This window comes from Micromonospora sp. GCM10011541, from assembly GCF_042650725.1.
GTDB classification, from domain to species: Bacteria; Actinomycetota; Actinomycetes; order Mycobacteriales; family Micromonosporaceae; genus Micromonospora; species Micromonospora sicca.
The window spans coordinates 216930-234845 of sequence record NZ_JBHSBP010000026.1; the positions used below are offsets into that span (position 1 = coordinate 216930).

Sequence of the window (17916 nt, forward strand, 5' to 3'; positions counted from 1 at the left end):
CGGCGGTGGAGCCGGGGACTATTCGGTTGCAGTATCCCCCGCGTTCAGCGGTCCTCCCACGGTCTCCGCACTCCCGTGGATTGGCTCACCTTCACTTGCGGCGGCGGCCCCGCCCGACGCACCCTCGCGGGCCCGCTGGGCGGCCTCGGCGGCCGGCGTACCGGCCCGCTTGCGCAGCACCCAACCCTCGACGTTGCGCTGCTGGCCCCGGGCCACCGCCATCGCGCCCGGCGGCACGTCCGCGATGATCACCGAGCCGGCCGCCGTGTACGCCCCGTCGCCCACCTCGACCGGCGCGACGAACATGTTGTCCGCTCCGGTACGGGCGTGGCTGCCGATGGTGGTGTGGTGCTTCCTCACCCCGTCGTAGTTGACGAAGACCGTCGCCGCGCCGATGTTGCTGTGCTCGCCGATGGTGGCGTCGCCGACGTACGACAGGTGCGGCACCTTGGAGCCCTCGCCGATCGTGGCCTTCTTCGTCTCCACGAACGTGCCCACCTTGGCCTTGCGGGCCAGCCGCGACTCCGGCCGCAGGTACGCGTACGGCCCGACGGTGGCCTGCGGGCCGACCTCGGCGCCCACCGCGTGGCTGCGCAGCACCGTCGCGCCCTCGCCCACGGTGGTGTCGATCAGCGTCACGTCCGGCCCGACCACCGCGCCGGCACCGACCGCCGTCGCACCCTGGAGCTGGGTGTTCTGGTCGAGCACCGCGTCCCGCTCGACGGTCACCGTCACGTCGATCCAGGTGGTGTGCGGGTCGAGGATGCTCACCCCGCTGCGCATCCAGCCCTCGTTGACCCGGTCCCGGAGCAGCCGGCGCAGCGCGGCCAGCTCCACCCGGTCGTTGCAGCCCAGCGTCTCCACGTGGTCCGCGGCGCAGTACACCGCCACCGGCTCACCGGCGTCGCGGAGCAGGCCGAAGACGTCGGTCAGGTACTCCTCGCCCTGGTCGTTGTCGGTGGAGAGCTTGCCCAGCGCGTCGCGCAGCCGCGCCACGTCGAAGGCGTAGATGCCGGCGTTGATCTCCCGCAGCGCCCGCTGTTCCGGGGTCGCGTCGCGCTCCTCGACGATCTGCGCCAGCCGGCCGTCGGCGTCCCGCACGATCCGGCCCAGGCCGGTCGGGTCGGGCACCTCGGCGGCGAGCACGGTCGCCGCGGCGCCCGCGCCCTCGTGCGCCTCGACGAGAGCTGCGACGGTCTCCGGCCGCAGCAGCGGCACGTCCCCGTTGATCACCACGACGGTGCCGGCGGCGTCCGGCACCGCGTCCAGCGCGATCCGCACGGCGTGCCCGGTGCCGAGCTGCTGCGCCTGGAGCACCGGGGTGGCAAACGGGGCGATCTCGGCCAGGTGGGCGCGGACCTGGTCGGCGCCGTGCCCGACCACCACCACGGTGCGGTCCGCGCGCAGCGGCGCGGCCGCGGCCAGCACGTGGCCCAGGAGGGTACGACCGAGCAGCGGGTGCAGCACCTTGGGCAGGGACGACTTCATCCGCTTGCCCTCACCGGCGGCGAGCACGACAACGGTGCGGAGGTGGGGCTGGGGCACGACGTGGCTCCCGTCGGGACGGCGACAGTCTCGCGGCCATGCTAACCACGCGGCTCGGAACGCTCGCCCGTTACCCCAGTCAGACAGCATCCGGACGGAGTAGGAAAGCTCGGCCGCCAGGGTTCGAACCTGAAACACGGGTACCAAAGACCCGGGTGTTGCCAATTACACCACGGCCGAACGGTCTTCCACAGCTTAGCGCCTCGGCGTCAGCCCCTGGACGCTCGCATCGTGGCGCCCGGTCGCCACCAGGCCATCCACCACGTCTTCCATCCAGACCCCACTCGTACGCGACACACGCGCCTTCGCCTGCTCCATTCACGATCCACTCTCTCCCGGGTGATCTAGCAGGCTCCCGGTTACGGTGACATGGGCGTAACCCGTCCCCGCTGGGAGGTGCCATGTCGACCGCCCTCACCGACCCGAACGCCACCGGTCCGAAGCCGCTGACCCAGGGCCACCAGTCCCGGGGCATCCTGGTCGCCCTCTGGGCCTTCGTGGTCGTCCCGTTCCTCGCCCTGCTCGCCGCCGTGCCGGTCGCCTGGGGCGGCTGGCTTAGCTGGACCGACATCGCCGTGGCCGGCTTCTGGTACGTGCTGTCCGGGCTCGGCATCACCGTCGGCTACCACCGCTACTTCACCCACGGCTCCTTCAAGGCCAAACCGTGGCTGCGGGTGGCGTTGGCGGTCGCCGGCTCGTTCGCCGTGCAGGGCGAGATCATCCAGTGGGTGGCCGACCATCGCCGCCACCACGCCTTCTCCGACCTGGAGGGTGACCCGCACTCGCCGTGGCGGTTCGGGGAGAGCGTCGGCGGGCTGGCCAAGGGCCTGTTCCACGCCCACGTCGGCTGGCTGTTCAACCGGGAGCTCTCCAACCGGGAGCGGTTCGCCCCGGACCTGCTCGCGGACCCGGCGACCCGGCGGGTCGACCGGCTCTTCCCGCTGCTGGTGGTGGTCTCGCTGCTCGGTCCGGCGGCGATGGGCGGGCTGCTGACCTGGTCCTGGTCGGGCGCGCTCACCGCCCTCTTCTGGGGTGGGCTGGTCCGGATCGCGCTGCTGCACCACGTCACCTGGTCGATCAACTCGGTCTGCCACGTCTACGGCGAGCGCCCGTTCGCGGTACGGCAGGGCGACCGGGCGTCGAACTTCTGGCCGCTGGCAGTGCTGTCGTTCGGGGAGAGCTGGCACAACCTGCACCACGCCGAGCCGACCAGCGCCCGGCACGGGGTGCTGCGCGGTCAGCTCGACATGTCGGCGCGGGTGATCTGGCTGCTGGAGAAGACCGGCGCCGCCTGGGCGGTGCGCTGGCCGAAGCCGGAACGGATCACCGCCAAGCTGCTCGGGTTCGAGCGCGGCACGGCGAAGCCGGTCCGGTCCGGACGTCCCACGGCCGGGTCGGGGCGGCCCGAGCGGTGAAACCGGTCGGTGGGTGGCGCACCCACCTGGCAGGATGGCCGGGTGATCGAGCTTCCACACCGCCGGCAGGTCCGGTACCGCCAGGGCGCGGGCCACCGGGCCGGCGCGGTGACGACGTGAGCACCAGATCCCACGGCAGGGCGTCACCGAGCGGGAGCGAGGTGACGAGATGACCGAGGTTCCCGGCAACAATGCCAGCGCCGCGCGGCGACGGGCCGTCCCGGCGGCGAAGTCCTCCTCCCGGGTACGGATGTCCGCGACGCAGCGCCGCGAGCAGTTGATCGCGATTGCCCGGCAGATCTTCGCCGAGCGGGGTTTCGACGCCACGTCGATCGAGGAGGTGGCCGCCCGGGCCAAGGTCTCCAAGCCGGTGGTGTACGAGCATTTCGGCGGCAAGGAGGGGCTGTACGCGGTGGTGGTGGACCGGGAGGTCCGCTCGCTGCTGGACCGGATCACGAACGCGTTGACCGCGGGGCACCCGCGGGAGCTGCTTGAGCAGGCGGCGTTGACGCTGCTGACCTACATCGAGGAGGAGACCAGCGGCTTCCGGGTGCTGGTCCGGGAGTCGCCGCTGATGTCGGCGACGGGCAACTTCAGCAGCGTGATGAACGACGTGGCGCACCAGGTGGAGCACATCCTGGGCGCGGAGTTCTCCAGCCGGGGGTACGACCCGAAGCTGGCGGAGCTCTACTCGCAGGCGCTGGTGGGCATGGTGGCGTTGACCGGCCGCTGGTGGCTGGAGGTGCGCAAGCCGCGCAAGGAGACGGTCGCCGCGCACCTGGTCAACCTGGCCTGGAACGGGTTGTCGCACCTGGAGGCCAAGCCGGGCCTGATCACGGTCCGCAAGCCGGGCTGATCAGGGGGCGGGGTCAGCGGGCACCGGCCTCGGAGATGGAGTGGTTGCGGCGGCGGCGCTCGGCCTCGGCGTGCTCCTCGGTGCCGACCTTGTCATAGAGGCCGGTGGCCAGCAGGATCAGCCCGAACAGCAGCGACACGATGACGGTGGACATCGAGAAGTTGAGGAAGTTCGCCGAGGTCTGCAGCACGGCCATCATCAGGATGGCGGTGACGAGGAAGACCACCCCAGCGGTGAGGTTCATGTAGTGGCCGAGGTTGCCGCGGCGGGACGCCCCGATGATCAGGAAGATGCCGAAGATCACGGAGACCAGCGAGAACGCCAGGTTGGTGCGGAGTCCGAGGGCGTAGTTCGAGCTGCGGTCGAAGAGCGGGTCACCCCAGGTCTGGGCCACCCCGTACACGCCGAAGACCAGGATGTAGAGCCCGATGAGCCCGGAGAGGACCCGGTAGAGCGGCCGGGCGGGATGGTTCACCGGAAAGTGCGGCATGAGCTCCTCCAGCCATGTGACCGATTTCGCCACATTGTCACTTGACCGGGAGGGGCTTGTCCCCGAAAACGCCGAAGGCCCGGCAACCGGCCGGGCCTTCGAGCGCGGAAGTTCTAGAGGACGAGCCGGGCCTTCTCCCAGGCCTCCTTCTCCTCGTTGCTGCCGACCTTGCCGTACATGCCGACCATCAGCAGGACGAGGGAGAGGACGAGCGTCACGATCACGGTGGCGATGGAGAAGTTGAAGATGTTCGCGTCGGTCCGGATGACGGCCAGCTCGGCCAGGCCGAGGACCATCAGCACGTACGCCAGCCACTGGTTGATCGCCACGTCCAGGTTGCGGCCGATGACGGTGCCGGCCAGGATCACGATCCCGAGCAGGACGGCGAGCAGCGAGAAGCCGGTGTTGGTGCCCTGGCCGAGGACGGTGGTGTCGTTCCGGGCGAGGACGTCGTTGCCGGCGCTCGCGATGATGCCGAGCACGCCGAAGACCACGAAGTACAGACCAACGAGCCCGCCGATCGCCCGGTAGATCGGCCGCGCGGGGTGGTTGACGGGGGTGTGGGCCATGTCTGAGTCTCCAAGACCGTTCGGGTGAGGGGTCGGCGACGATTGTCCCGCACGGCCGGGAGTGACGCCGCACACCCCCCACCGGTGCCGGGGTCAGCCGGCCGGCAGCTCCTCGGCGAGGGCGAGCCAGGCCTCCTCGGTGCGCTCCCGCTCGGCCCGCAGCTCCTTGAGCTGGGCGTCCAGCTCGGCGACCTTGGCGTAGTCGGTGGCGTTGGCGGCGAGCTGGTCGAGCAGAGCGGCCTCCTTCTGCTCGAGCTTGCCGACCTGCCGTTCCAGCCGGCTCAGCTCCTTCTTCGCCACCCGGACCTCGGCGGCGGACATGCCGTCTCGGGCCGGGGCGGCCGCGGCCGGGGTGAGGTCGGCGGGCGCCGGGCCGCCGCGGGCGGCGGACCGGGCCAGGTACTCGTCGACCCCGCCGGGCAGGTGCACCAGCCGTCCGTCGCCGAACATGCCGTAGACGGAGTCGGTGACCCGCTCGATCAGGTACCGGTCGTGGCTGGCCACGATGATCGTGCCGGGCCAGGAGTCGAGCAGGTCCTCCAGCGCGGCGAGGGTGTCGGTGTCCAGGTCGTTGGTGGGCTCGTCGAAGAGCAGCACGTTCGGCTCGCCGGCGAGCAGCCGCAGCATCTGCAGCCGCCGGCGTTCGCCGCCGGAGAGGTCGCTGACCGGGGTCCAGAGCCGCCGGTCGTCGAAGCCGAAGATCTCGGCGAGCTGGGCGGCGGAGATCTCCCGGTCGCCGAGCTGGACCCGGCGGGCGACCTCCTCGACGGCTTCGAGGACCCGCAGGTGTCCGGGGAGCTCGGCCAGTTCCTGGGAGAGGAAGGCCGGCTTGACGGTCGAGCCGGTGGCGAACCGGCCGCCGTCGGGGCGGGTCACCCCGGCCAGCAGCCGCAGCAGGGTCGTCTTGCCGGCGCCGTTGCGACCGAGGACGGCGATCCGGTCGCCGGGGCCGACCTGCCAGGTGGTGTCGTGCAGAATCTCCTTCGGGCCGACGTGCAGGGTGACGTCTTCCAGGTCGTACACCTGCTTGCCGAGCCGGGCGGTGGCGAGCCGTTGCAGCGACATCGTGTCGCGCGCCTCCGGCACGTCGGCGATCAGCGCGTTGGCCGCGTCGATGCGGAACCGCGGCTTGGAGGTGCGGGCGGGCGGGCCGCGACGCAGCCAGGCGATCTCCTTGCGGAGCAGGTTCTGCCGGCGGGCCTCGGTGGCGGCGGCGACCCGTTCGCGCTCGGCCCGGGCGAGGGTCCAGGCGGCGAAGCCACCCTCGTACGCCCGGACGGCCTGGTCGGCGACCTCCCAGGTGGTGGTGCAGACCGCGTCCAGGAACCACCGGTCGTGGGTGACCACGACGAGCGCGCCCTTGCGGCCGACCAGGTGCCTGGCCAGCCAGTCGACGCCGCCGACGTCGAGGTGGTTGGTGGGCTCGTCGAGGATCAGCAGGTCGGACTCGCGGACCAGCAGCGCGGCGAGGGCGACCCGGCGGCGCTCGCCGCCGGACATCGGGCCGACCGGCTGGTCGAGGCCGAGGTGGGGCATGCCGAGGCCGTCGAGGATGGCCCGGACGCCGGCGTCGCCGGCCCACTCGTGCTCGGCGCCCATGCTCTGGTCGAGCCAGGCGGTGCCGAGCACCACGTCCCGGACGGTGGCGTCGGGGGCCAGGGTGAGGCTCTGCGGCAGCCAGAGCACGCGCAGGTCACGGCGGTGGGTGACCCGGCCGTCGTCGGGTTCCTCCTGCTTGGTGAGCAGCCGCAGCAGGGTGGACTTGCCGGCGCCGTTGAGGCCGACCACGCCGATCCGGTCGGCGTCGTCGAGGCCGAGCGAGACGTCGGTGAGCAGCGGCCCGGCGGCGCCGTACCCCTTGGACACCCGGTCCAGGTTGACGATGTTGGCCACGACCTCACCTACCTCCCATGATCAAGGCGTCCCGGTGCCGGGGTGGCACCTGGGACGCCTGCGACGTTTCAGGGTACGCGGGCACCTGGCCGTCCGGCCGGGCGCCGGGCCCTCCGGGGGGTCAACCGGCCCGGGCGCCCACTTGTTCCGTCCCGGCGGCAGCGTGCGGTGCTGGCGGCGCGCCCGGCCCCTTGATCGCGGGGCCGGGGGGGGCTCGGCTCAGACGATGCGTGCTCCGGCCACCGGGCCGTGCGCGACCCGGGCCTCCCGGCACACCTCGGCGGCCTCCAGCTCGGCGGCGATCCGGCCGGCGTGGGCCTCGTCGGCGGCGAGGAAGACGCAGGTCGGACCGGAGCCGGAGACGATGCCGGCGAGCGCCCCGGCCGCCTCCCCCGCCTTCAGGGTGTCGGCCAGCGCCGGGCGCATGCTCAGCGCAGCGTCCTGCAGGTCGTTGCCGAGGGCGGCGGCGAGCACCCGCGGGTCGCGCTGGCGCAGCGCGCCGAGCAGCCCGTCGGTGCTGCCCAGCGGCTCGCCCGCGGTGCCGGCGTCGCGGAGCCGGTCCAGCTCCAGATAGGCGGCGGGGGTGGAGAGGCCGCCGTCGGCGACCGCCACCACCCAGTGCCAGGAGGTGGCGCGGGCCAGCACCGGGCTGACCGCCTCGCCCCGGCCGGTGCCGAGCGCGGTGCCGCCGTGGATCAGGAAGGGCACGTCGGAGCCGAGGTCGGCGGCGATGCCGGCCAGCTCGTCGCGGGACAGTCCGGTGCCCCAGAGGGCGTCGCAGGCGACCAGGGCGGCGGCCGCGTCGGCGCTGCCGCCGGCCAGCCCGCCGGCCAGCGGGATCTGCTTGCGCAGGTGCAGCCGGGCGTGCGGCACGACGCCGGCGTACCCGGCGAGGGCATGGGCGGCCCGGATCACCAGGTTGGTGTCGTCCAGGGCCAGCTCGCCGGCCCCCTCCCCCTCCATGGTCAGGGCGAGGGTGTCGCCCCGCCGCGCGGTCAGCTCGTCGTAGATCGAGATCGCGTGGTAGACGGTGTTCAGCTCGTGGTAGCCGTCGCGGCGCAACGGACCGACCCCGAGGTGCAGGTTGACCTTGGCCGGCACCCGGACCTTGACCGGCCCGCTGGCCCCGCGCCGCCGCTGCTCGTCCTCGTCGTCCGGTCGCCAGGCCTCGGTCACGGGACGAGGTCCCGTCCGCGCAGGCGAGTCTCGAACGGCTTCTCCACGGTCAGCTCCTCGGCGGGGTCGGACAACGGCGCCAGCCTACTGCGCGGCGGGTACGGCGGTCGGGGCCGACGCGGCGATGGCGGCGAACTGCTCGACGGTGAGTGACTCCCCGCGGGCACCGGGGTCGACACCGGCGGCGATGAGCGCGGCGGCGGCCCGGTCGGCCCCGCCGGCCCAGCCCGCGAGGGCGGCCCGCAGGGTCTTGCGGCGCTGCGCGAACGCCGCGTCCACCACCGCGAAGACCCGCTCCCGGGGTACGTCGGGGCGGGGCGGCTCGCGGCGGGTGAAGGCGACCAGGCCGGAGTCGACGTTCGGCACCGGCCAGAACACGTTCGGCGGGACCTTGCCGGCGGCCCGAGACCGGGCGTACCAGGCGAGCTTGACCGACGGGATGCCGTACACCTTGGAGCCGGGACCGGCGACGAGCCGGTCGGCGACCTCCTTCTGCACCATCACCAGGCCGTGCCGAAGGGTGGGCAGCTCGGCGAGGAGGTGCAGCACCACCGGCACCGCGACGTTGTACGGCAGGTTGGCCACCAGCGCGGTGGGCGCCGGTTCGGCCAGGTCGGCCGCACGGACGCGCAGCGCGTCGGCCTGGTGCACGGTGAGCCGGGCGGCGTCCGGGCCGGCGAACCGCTCGGCGGTCGCCGGCAGCGCGCCGGCCAGCGTCGGGTCGATCTCCACGGCGTGCACGTGCGCGGCGACCGGGAGCAGGGCCAGGGTGAGCGAGCCGAGGCCGGGGCCGACCTCCAGCGCCACGTCGTCCGGGGCGAGCCCAGCGGTGGTGACGATCCGGCGGACCGTGTTCGGGTCGTGCACGAAGTTCTGGCCGAGCTTCTTGGTGGGGGCGACGCCGAGGCGGGCGGCGAGTTCCCGGATCTCCGCCGGGCCGAGGAGACCGGTCATGCTCCGCAGCGTAGCGGCGGGTTCCGGCCCGCTCACCACGGGCCGAAGACGCGGTCGCCGGTCGCCGAGATCGCCGCGCAGAGCTCGTCCAGGTCCGCGCCGGTGGTCGCGGCGAGCGACCGGACCGTCAGCGGGATCAGGTACGACGCGTTGGGCCGTCCCCGGTGCGGCATCGGGGTCAGGTACGGCGCGTCGGTCTCCACCAGGATCTGGTCGAGCGGGGTGAGCGCGGCGGCCTCCCGCAGCGCCCCGGCGCTGCCGAAGGTGACCGTGCCGGCGAAGCTGAGCAGGTAGCCCCGGCGGACGCACTCGGCGGCGAACTCGGCGTCGCCGGAGAAGCAGTGCAGCACCACGGTGTCGGGACTGCCCTCGTCGTCGAGGATGCGCAGCACCTCGGCGTGCGCGTCCCGGTCGTGGATGACCAGCGCCTTGCCGTACCGCTTGGCGACGGCGATGTGCGCGCGGAAGCTCTCCTCCTGCGCCGACCGCCCCTCGTCGCCGGTGCGGTAGAAGTCCATCCCGGTCTCGCCGACGCCGCGAACCCGGTCCCGGGCCGCGAGGGCCTCGATCTGGCGCAGCGCCTCGTCCAGGTCGGCCAGGCGGGGCGCCTCGTTCGGGTGCAGCGCCACGGTGGCCAGCACGGCCGGGTACTTCTCGGCGACGTCGGCGCCCCAGGCGGACGAGTCCACGTCCACACCGACCTGGACCAGCCGGTCCACGCCGACGGCGGCGGCCACCTCGATCGCGGCGGCGGCCGGGTCGGCGGCGGGTCCCCCGGGCACGCCGGCCTCGCTGACGGTGATGTCCAGGTGGGTGTGGCTGTCCAGCACGGGCCGGGGCAGCGCCTCCGGGGCGGGCGGGAACTCCCCGGCCCGGCGGGCCGCGCGCTGCTTACGGGATTCGGTCTGCTCGCTCATCGCGGCCAGCATCACACACCGACCCGCCGCCGCGTTTCCGGACCGCCACCGACTGTTCACGCGGACAACACCTGTCACGCTTAGCGTCCCGGTGGTGACCGTCACCCCCCAGGCCAGCGGTACCGCGTCGGAGCGGGCCGGGCTGCACGTGACGTACGACGGCCGCGTCCATCCGGCGGAGGAGATCGCCCGGGGCGCGGCGTACGAGCTGTTCAGCGCGGACGAGGCGCCCGGTTTCGAGTGGGCGCCCCGGCCCGGCGCCACCCACCCCTGGCGGAAGTTCGTCCACGTCACCGAGGTGACGGCGGTGCACGGGGGGACCGAGCCGACCGAGGAGGCGGACTCGCCGCTGCTGATGCCGGTGCACCGGGAGCGGGGCTGGGCGCAGGTGCACCAGCTCAGCCAGCAGCCGGCCGCGGCCGGCGACCCGGTGCTCGCGGCGGTCCGCGCCTCGGCGGTGATCCGGCCCGGCACCCGGATGGTCAAGGTGCTCTCCGCCCGCCAGCTCGGCGGGTACGTGCGGGGCTGGCTGCCGCACGGCTTCTGCTACCGGGAGCACGACGTCGCGCACCTGCGGACGCCGGCCGGGATGGCCGTGCTGCGGGGTGACGGCGAGGGCGGCCGGGACGGCACCGACGTGGCGTACGCGCTGCGCTGGCGGGCCGCCGGCCCGGAGGACTACGACGTGCCGGTCGGCGCGGCGCACCGGGGGCTGACCGCGCTGCCGCCCCGGGACCGGCTCGGGCCGCCGGTGCTGGGCACCGGGTTCGTGCCGAGCAACGCCCAGCTCATCCCGGAGTTCATCACCCGGGACTTCGCGGACCTGCCGATGCCGGCCAACGCCACCCTGCTCGCCTACCCGGCGGAGGGGGTGGAGGTGGTGCTCTACACCTATCAGGCGGAGCAGCGCGGCTGGCTGCGCATGGTCGGCCCGCAGTGGCGGCACCTGCTCGCCGCGGTGCCCGGCCTCTCCCCCGACCAGGAGTACGTACCGACCGGCGACGCCCCGCGCTCCACCCAGCTCGTCGGCGCCCATGCCGGGGGCGAGTACGAGGCGGTGTCCGACCAGCCCGGCGGGTTCCGGGTGCTGGCGATGACCCGGGCGGCCCGCTACCCGGTGGAGGCGGCGGCCCGCCGGCTGCGGCACGCGAGCTGGCGGGGGGTGCCCTGCCTGGTGCTCCGGGAGGAGGCGGGCTGGCTGCGGTTGCGGTTGTGCCGGCCGGCTGCGGACTCGGTGGCGACGACCGGGGCACAGTGTCACGAACGGGGCGTCTACGAGACCTGGGGGCCGGGCGCGGAGGTGGCCGACGACCGGGTGGTGGACCTGCCGTACCCGGTGGCATAACGGAGGGCGGCCCGGGAATGCGCGGCACGTCCACGACGCCGCGCATCAGGAGACGACCATGCCCTTCATCACCGTGGGGACGGAGAATTCCGCCCCCATCGACCTGTACTACGAGGACCATGGCTCCGGGCAGCCGGTGGTGCTGATCCACGGCTTTCCGTTCAGCGGGGCGACCTGGGAGAAGATGAGCGGTCCCCTGCTGGCCGCGGGCTACCGGGTGATCACGTACGACCGGCGGGGGTTCGGCACCTCGGCCCAGCCGGCGATGGGCTACGACTACGACACCTTCAGCGCCGACCTCGACGTGCTGATGACCGAGCTGGACCTGCGCAACGCGATCCTGGTCGGCCACTCCATGGGTACCGGTGAGGTGACCCGCTACCTGGGGGCGTACGGCTCGAACCGGGTGGACCGGGCGGTGCTGATGGCCCCGTTGGCGCCGTTCCTGCTGAAGACCGCGGACAATCCCGAGGGTGTCGAGAAGAGCCTGTTCGACGGTTTCCAGAGGGCGATCATCGCCGACCGGTTCGCCTTCCTGACCCAGTTCTGCGACACGTTCTTCAACTACAGCGAGAACAAGGGCAAGTGGGTGAGCGAGGAGGCGCATCGGGCGCACTGGCAGATCGGGGCGCACGCGTCGGCGAAGGGCACCCACGACTCGGTGGACGCCTGGCTGACCGACTTCCGGGGCGACCTGCCGAAGATTGACGTCCCGGTGCTGATCATCCAGGGCGACAAGGACAACGTGCTGCCGTATCCGAAGACCGGTCAGCGGTTGCAGAACATGCTGTCCGACGTCCGGCTGGTCACCCTGAAGGGGGCGCCGCACGGCACGCCGTGGACGCACCCGACGGAGGTCAACCAGGCGATCATGGAGTTCATCGGCGCGCCGCAGATGGCTCGCGCCTGACCCGCGACCGGCATGGCCGCGGCCCCCGGGTTTCCCGGGGGCCGCGGCCATGGTCGCTTCGGGCTCAGCCGGCGAGCCGGGCCAGCTCCTCGTCGACGATGGACGGGTCGAGCTTGCGGAAGACGGGCTTCGGCGGGGCGAGGGGCCGGCCCGCCTCCAGCGGTACCGACTCCCAGCGCGCGCCGACGGTGTAGTCGCCGGTCAGCACCGGATACGACGGCCCCCCGTCGAGGTCGTCGACCTGCTCGATCACCGGCATCGGGGCGTGCACGCCGGTGCCGCCGAGCAGTTCGTGGATCTGCTGCGCGGAGTGCGGCAGGAACGGGGTGAGCAGCGTGTTGGCGTCGCTGACCACCTGGAGGGCGACGTGCAGGATGGTGCCCATCCGCGGCTTGTCCGCCTCGCCCTTGAGCTTCCACGGGGCCTGCTCGGAGAGGTACCGGTTCGCCTCGGCGACCACCTTCATCGCCTCGCCGATGGCCTGCTTCTGCCGGTGCTTGGCGATCAGGTCGCCGACGGCGGCGAAGCCGGCCCGGGCGGTGGCGAGCAGCGCCTCGTCGGCCTCGGTGAGCCCGGCCGGGTCGATCGGCGGGATGGCGCCGAAGTTCTTCGCCGCCATCGAGACGGACCGGTTGACCAGGTTGCCCCAGCCGGCGACCAGCTCGTCGTTGTTGCGGCGGAGGAACTCGGCCCAGGTGAAGTCGGTGTCGTTGCTCTCCGGGCCGGCGACGGCGATGAAGTAGCGCAGCGCGTCGGCGTCGTACCGCTCGAGGAAGTCCCGGACGTAGATGACGACCTTGCGGGACGAGGAGAACTTCCGCCCCTCCATGGTGAGGAACTCGCTGGAGACCACCTCGGTGGGGAGGTTGAGCCGGCCGAGCTGGCCCGGCTCGCCGTCCCGGCTGCCCTCGCCGGAGTAGCCGCTGAGCAGCGCCGGCCAGATCACCGAGTGGAAGACGATGTTGTCCTTGCCCATGAAGTAGTAGGCCAGGGCGTCCTTGCCCTCCCCGTCGGTCGACCACCACTTCCGCCAGGCCTCCGGGTCGCCGGAGCGGCGGGCCCACTCGATGGAGGCGGACAGGTAGCCGATCACCGCGTCGAACCAGACGTAGATCCGTTTGTCGGTGCGGTCCCGCCAGCCGTCCAGCGGGATCGGCACGCCCCACTCCAGGTCGCGGGTGATGGCCCGGGGCTGGAGGTCGTCGAGCAGGTTCCGGGAGAAGCGCAGCACGTTGGGGCGCCAGCCCTCCCGGGTGTCCAGCCACTGCCGCAGCGCGTCGGCGAGGGCGGGCAGGTCCAGGAAGAAGTGCTCGGTCTCGACGAACTTCGGGGTCTCCCCGTTGATCTTCGACCTGGGGTTGATCAGGTCGATCGGGTCGAGCTGGTTGCCGCAGTTGTCGCACTGGTCGCCGCGGGCGCTGTCGTACCCGCAGATCGGGCAGGTGCCCTCGATGTACCGGTCGGGCAGGGTCCGGCCGGTGGACGGGGAGATCGCCCCCATGGTGGTCTTCGGGACGATGTAGCCGTTGCGGTACATCCCCTCGAACAGGTCCTGCACCACCGCGTAGTGGTTGCGGGTGGTGGTGCGGGTGAACAGGTCGTAGGACAGACCGAGGCCGTGTAGGTCCTCGACGATCACCCGGTTGTACCGGTCGGCCAGCTCGCGCGGGGTGACGCCCTCGGCGTCGGCCTGCACCTGGATCGGCGTGCCGTGCTCGTCGGTGCCGGAGACCATGAGCACGTCGTGACCGGCCATCCGCATGTACCGGGCGAAGACGTCGGAGGGAACGCCGAATCCGGATACGTGGCCGATGTGGCGCGGGCCGTTGGCGTAGGGCCAGGCGACCGCGGCGAGAACGTGACTCATGACCAGCAAGCCTAGTGACCGTCACGGGGTGGCGGCGAATCAATAGGGGCCTCGGGGTGGCGGCGGTCGGCCCGGGACGGCGACACCCCGTCCGATTTGTCGCCGACACGCGGCCTGAGCTGCCCGGTCGCCTCGCCGTACCAGTGTCAAATGAACGTCGTGACCAGCAGACCAGCGGCCCCGGAGCAGGACGGACCGTCCTCCGGGCCGGCGGCCGGCGACGAGCGGCGCCCGGCCCGCGCCGGGTCCGTCGCCCCGCAGCCCCGGGCGGTCCCGGTCGAGCCGGCCGAGCCGACCGAGGCGCCCGCCACCGTGGAGCCGACCACCGGGGCGCCGGTGGACGCCGTCCCGCGCCGGGTCCCGGTCCGCCAGCCGGGCCGCGGGCACTGGCGCCAGCCCGTCACCGGTACGCCGGGCGACGGCGACGCCGGCTGGCGACCGATCGAGGAGGTGCACTGGGACGGCACGCCGCTGCGCGAGGAGCCGCGCCGGCGCCGGTCGGTGCGGGATCGGCTGGCCGTCCGGCGCGCCACCCCCCGCCGCACCCACCCACCGGACCCGCTGCCGGCGCTGGCCGCGCTGCTGGCGCTGAGCCTGCTGGCCACCTTCTTCGCCTGGGTCAGCGCCGGGCCGCTCTGGCTGGCGGTCGGCCATTCCACGGGCGGCACCGTGGTGATCGCCGACTGCACCGGCGGCGGGCTGACCCAGCGCTGCCGGGGGATCTTCCTCGCCGATGGGGGCCGGTTCGTCGCGCACGGGGTCCGGGTCAGCGGGGTGCCCGCCGAGCGCACCGGCACCGGCACGGCGCTGCCGGCGCGGATGATCCGGGCCGACGGTGGCACCGCGTACGCGGACACCGGGTCCGGCCGGCACCTGCGCTGGCTGCTCGGCCTGCTGCTGGTGCTGGTCTGCGGCGCCGGGATCGCCCGGTGGACCGGCGCGACCCGGCTGCGGGACCCGCGGCGACGCCACTGGGCGGTCGGGGTGTCGCTGACCGGGCCGCTGCTGATCACCCTGGGCTTCCTCGCGGCCGCCTGGTGACCGGTGTCGGTCAGCCGTGCACGACGCCGTAGACGTCGCGGCGCCGCAACCCGTACTCGGTCGCGACCTCGGTGATGGCGTCCCGCCGGGACAGCCCGGCGGACTCCCGCTCGGCGACCGCCGCGCGGAGCGTGTCGTCGTCGGGCCGGACCGCGGCGGCGGGCGGCGCGCCGGCCACCACCAGGGTGATCTCGCCCCGGGGCTCGCCCTCGGCGGCCCAGTCGGCCAGCTCGCCCAGCGGCCGGCGGACCACCTCCTCGTACGTCTTGGTCAGCTCCCGGCAGAGCGCGGCGGGCCGGTCGGGGCCGAAGGCGGCGGCCAGGTCGGCCAGGGCGGCGGTGATCCGGTGCGGAGCCTCGAAGAGCACCAGGGTGCGTTCCTCGGCGGCCAGGGCCCGCAGCCGGGACCGGCGGGCGCCCGGTGAGCGGGGCAGGAAGCCCTCGAAGCAGAACCGGTCGCTGGGCAGCCCGGACAGTGCCAGGGCGGTGGTCACCGCGCTGGGCCCGGGGGCGGCGGTGACCGGGACGCCGGCGTCGAGCGCGCCCCGGACCAGCCGGTACCCGGGGTCGGAGACGCTGGGCATGCCGCCGTCGGTGACCAGGGCGACCACGTACCCGGCGGTGAGCACCTCGACCAGTTCCGGGGTACGCCGCTCCTCGTTCCCCTCGAAGTAGGAGACGATCCGGCCGGGGACCGTGACGGCCAGGTCCCGGGCGAGCCGGGTGAGCCGCCGGGTGTCCTCGGCGGCGACCACGTCGGCGGTGGCGAGCACCTCGCGGAACCGGGCCGAGGCGTCGGCCGGGTTGCCCAGCGGCGCGCCGAGCAGAATCAGCCGCCCAATCTCGGACACTTCACCCACGAATGGCACTCCTTCATCGACGGCGGTACCAATCTCGGAAACGACAGGCACCACCGGGCACCTTCGCAGCCTACGATCGCCGGGTGACGAGTGCGTCGACAGCACAGAGCGTGATCGCGGGCCGGTCCGAGCCGGGCCGGACGACGACCGGCCACCCCGCCGCCGGCCCGGCCGACGAGTCCGCGGCGACGGGCGGGCGCGGCGTCCCGGCGATCGTCCGGCGGCGGCTCGCCACCGTCGACGCCCGGCTCGACGGGCACGCCTGGCTGGCCACCGGGGTGGTCGTGCTGATCGCGGCGATCCTCCGGTTCGTCGGCCTGAGCGGCCCCAACGGCAAGATCTTCGACGAGATCTACTACGCCCGCGACGCGTACGGCCTGATCGACCGGGGCGTCGAGTGGAACTACAAGGACAACGGCCCGTCGTACGTGGTGCACCCCCCGCTGGGGAAGTGGCTGATCGGGTTCGGCGAGTGGGCCTTCGGCTACCAGGACGCCGAGACGAAGATCTCCGTCCCGGGGCACCTGATGACCACCGCCCCCGAGTTCGGCTGGCGCTTCGCGGCGGCCGTCGCGGGAACGCTGTCGGTGCTGCTGCTGGTCCGGATCGGCCGGCGGCTGTTCCGGTCCACCACGCTGGGCTGCGCGGCCGGCCTGCTGCTCGCGCTGGACGGCTTCCACCTGGTGCTCTCCCGCACCGCCCTGCTCGACATCTTCCTGCTGCTCTTCGTGCTGGCCGCGTTCGGCGCCCTGGTGCTGGACCGGGACGCCCGGCGGCGCCGCTGGGCCCGCGCGCTGGACGAGGGGCTGGACCCGTCCCGCCCGGGGCGGGCCGGCCGGCCACCGGCGGGCTGGCGGAACTGGCCGTGGTGGCGGCTGCTCGCCGGGGTGCTGCTCGGCTGCGCCTGCTCGGTCAAGTGGAGCGGCATCTACTTCCTGCCGGCCTTCGCGCTGCTGGTGATCTTCTGGGAGGTCGGGGTCCGTCGCTCCGCCGGGGTACGCCGCCCGTGGCGGGACGCGCTCCTCGACGAGCTGCCCTGGCTGCTGGCGGCCGGCGTGCTGATGGTCGCCACCTACCTGGTCACCTGGTCCGGCTGGCTGCTCGGTGACGAGGGCTACTACCGCCTGGCCAGCCGTTACCCGAACACCCCCGGCCTGAGCGACGCCCCCGTCATCGGCCCGCTGATCAACCTGTGGGAGTACCACCGGGCCGCGTACGGCTTCCACACCCAGCTCGACGACCCGCACAAGTACCAGTCCTGGCCGTGGCAGTGGCTGCTGCTGGGCCGGCCGGTCGCCTTCTACTGGTCGGGTGAGGGGGCCTGCGGCGCGCCGAGCTGCGCCTCGGAGATCCTGCTGCTGGGCACCCCGCTGCTCTGGTGGTCGTTCCTGCCGGCGCTGGTGGCGACGGTCTGGCTCGGGGCGGCCCGCCGGGACTGGCGGGCCGGGGCGATCCTGCTCTGCGTGGCCGCCGGCCTGCTGCCCTGGTTCTGGTTCGCCCTGGACGGGCGGACGATGTTCTCCTTCTACGCCGCGCCGGCGCTGCCGTTCCTGGTGCTGGCGGTGGTCTACGTGCTCGGCGCGATCATCTCGCCGGCCGGATCGACCGCCGAGCCCGCGCCCGCGGCGGAGCAGGTCTCCGACCGGCGGCTGGTCGGCGGGATCATCGCCGGCGCGTACGTGCTGCTCGTCGCGCTCTGCTTCGCGTACTTCTATCCGATCTTCGTCGGCCGGCTGCTGCCGTACGCGGACTGGTCGGCCCGGATGTGGCTGGACGGTCGCTGGATCTGAGGCCCGAGCGGCGCGGCCCGCACAGCCGCCGCAGCGGACCGGGCACAGAGAAGCGCGCCCCGATCGCCTGCCACGGGGGAAGCGGGCGATTGGGGCGCGCATGAAGAGCTTAACCACACTCCAGCACGTTCACAACGGCTGGAGTTGGGTCAGATTTCCGACGGATGCACCAGTGGCCGAATGGTTCACATCCGGCAGCTGACCGTGGGTGATCCGACAGGAACCTTCCGAATTCGTCGGGTACGGAGGCACCTCCATCAGGTCGGGCGGCGACGGTCGCCGCGGCGGG

Annotated in this window: 15 protein-coding genes and 1 tRNA gene; 6 read left to right on the plus strand and 10 right to left on the minus strand. The window is 73.2% G+C overall.

The window, feature by feature from the left end:
• Positions 1 to 18: 18 nt before the first annotated feature.
• Entirely contained in the window at positions 19 to 1545 is a 1527-nt protein-coding gene (gene glmU, locus ACFOYX_RS11765) for a bifunctional UDP-N-acetylglucosamine diphosphorylase/glucosamine-1-phosphate N-acetyltransferase GlmU (protein WP_322439683.1), read from the minus strand.
• Positions 1546 to 1653: 108 nt separating this feature from the next.
• Positions 1654 to 1725 (minus strand) — tRNA-Gln (locus ACFOYX_RS11770).
• 221 nt (positions 1726 to 1946) lie between these two features.
• On the opposite strand from ACFOYX_RS11770, the gene ACFOYX_RS11775 reads away from it, so the two are divergent.
• Together ACFOYX_RS11775 and ACFOYX_RS11780 are read left to right on the plus strand one after the other, a co-directional pair.
• Positions 1947 to 2960 (plus strand): acyl-CoA desaturase, encoded by a 1014-nt coding sequence (locus tag ACFOYX_RS11775; RefSeq protein ID WP_322439684.1) that lies wholly within the window; start codon positions 1947 to 1949, stop codon positions 2958 to 2960.
• A gap of 169 nt (positions 2961 to 3129) precedes the next feature.
• Positions 3130 to 3816 (plus strand): TetR/AcrR family transcriptional regulator, encoded by a 687-nt coding sequence (locus ACFOYX_RS11780; RefSeq protein ID WP_109799933.1) that lies wholly within the window; start codon positions 3130 to 3132, stop codon positions 3814 to 3816.
• A gap of 13 nt (positions 3817 to 3829) precedes the next feature.
• Here the strand turns inward: ACFOYX_RS11780 and ACFOYX_RS11785 are convergent, their stop codons facing one another.
• From ACFOYX_RS11785 to ACFOYX_RS11810, 6 genes are all read right to left on the minus strand, one after another.
• The gene (locus tag ACFOYX_RS11785; RefSeq protein ID WP_322439685.1) at positions 3830 to 4306 is read right to left on the minus strand and encodes a DUF4383 domain-containing protein; all 477 of its coding nucleotides are present in this window, start codon (positions 4304 to 4306) and stop codon (positions 3830 to 3832) included.
• Between the two features lie 113 nt (positions 4307 to 4419).
• Positions 4420 to 4875 (minus strand): DUF4383 domain-containing protein, encoded by a 456-nt coding sequence (locus ACFOYX_RS11790; RefSeq protein WP_109799935.1) that lies wholly within the window; start codon positions 4873 to 4875, stop codon positions 4420 to 4422.
• A gap of 93 nt (positions 4876 to 4968) precedes the next feature.
• A complete protein-coding gene (locus ACFOYX_RS11795) occupies positions 4969 to 6768 on the minus strand; it encodes an ABC-F family ATP-binding cassette domain-containing protein (protein WP_322439686.1) in 1800 nt (599 codons plus the stop codon).
• A gap of 219 nt (positions 6769 to 6987) precedes the next feature.
• Positions 6988 to 7944, minus strand: coding sequence for a 4-(cytidine 5'-diphospho)-2-C-methyl-D-erythritol kinase (locus tag ACFOYX_RS11800; protein WP_322439687.1), 957 nt, complete (start codon positions 7942 to 7944; stop codon positions 6988 to 6990).
• Positions 7945 to 8028: 84 nt separating this feature from the next.
• Positions 8029 to 8898 (minus strand): 16S rRNA (adenine(1518)-N(6)/adenine(1519)-N(6))-dimethyltransferase RsmA, encoded by an 870-nt coding sequence (rsmA, locus tag ACFOYX_RS11805; RefSeq protein ID WP_322439688.1) that lies wholly within the window; start codon positions 8896 to 8898, stop codon positions 8029 to 8031.
• A gap of 32 nt (positions 8899 to 8930) precedes the next feature.
• Complete coding sequence (locus tag ACFOYX_RS11810) at positions 8931 to 9827, minus strand: TatD family hydrolase (protein WP_322439689.1); 897 nt, start codon at positions 9825 to 9827, stop codon at positions 8931 to 8933.
• Between the two features lie 82 nt (positions 9828 to 9909).
• Here ACFOYX_RS11810 and ACFOYX_RS11815 point away from each other — a divergent pair, with 82 nt between their 5' ends.
• Positions 9910 to 11160, plus strand: a complete 1251-nt coding sequence (locus ACFOYX_RS11815; RefSeq protein ID WP_322439690.1) for a hypothetical protein — start codon at positions 9910 to 9912, stop codon at positions 11158 to 11160.
• A 58-nt stretch (positions 11161 to 11218) separates the two neighbouring features.
• Positions 11219 to 12070 carry an alpha/beta hydrolase gene (locus tag ACFOYX_RS11820; RefSeq protein WP_322439691.1) on the plus strand — a complete coding sequence of 284 codons (852 nt, stop codon included), beginning with the start codon at positions 11219 to 11221 and terminating at the stop codon, positions 12068 to 12070.
• A 64-nt stretch (positions 12071 to 12134) separates the two neighbouring features.
• Here ACFOYX_RS11820 and metG read toward each other — a convergent pair whose 3' ends face one another.
• Positions 12135 to 13937, minus strand: coding sequence for a methionine--tRNA ligase (gene metG, locus ACFOYX_RS11825; RefSeq protein ID WP_322439692.1), 1803 nt, complete (start codon positions 13935 to 13937; stop codon positions 12135 to 12137).
• A gap of 150 nt (positions 13938 to 14087) precedes the next feature.
• Here metG and ACFOYX_RS11830 point away from each other — a divergent pair, with 150 nt between their 5' ends.
• Positions 14088 to 14978 carry a hypothetical protein gene (locus tag ACFOYX_RS11830; RefSeq protein ID WP_322439693.1) on the plus strand — a complete coding sequence of 297 codons (891 nt, stop codon included), beginning with the start codon at positions 14088 to 14090 and terminating at the stop codon, positions 14976 to 14978.
• 10 nt (positions 14979 to 14988) lie between these two features.
• On the opposite strand, the gene rsmI is transcribed toward ACFOYX_RS11830, so the two are convergent.
• Positions 14989 to 15837 (minus strand): 16S rRNA (cytidine(1402)-2'-O)-methyltransferase, encoded by an 849-nt coding sequence (gene rsmI, locus ACFOYX_RS11835; RefSeq protein WP_322439694.1) that lies wholly within the window; start codon positions 15835 to 15837, stop codon positions 14989 to 14991.
• Between the two features lie 83 nt (positions 15838 to 15920).
• On the opposite strand from rsmI, the gene ACFOYX_RS11840 reads away from it, so the two are divergent.
• Entirely contained in the window at positions 15921 to 17627 is a 1707-nt protein-coding gene (locus ACFOYX_RS11840; protein WP_377533982.1) for a dolichyl-phosphate-mannose--protein mannosyltransferase, read from the plus strand.
• Positions 17628 to 17916 lie beyond the last annotated feature (289 nt).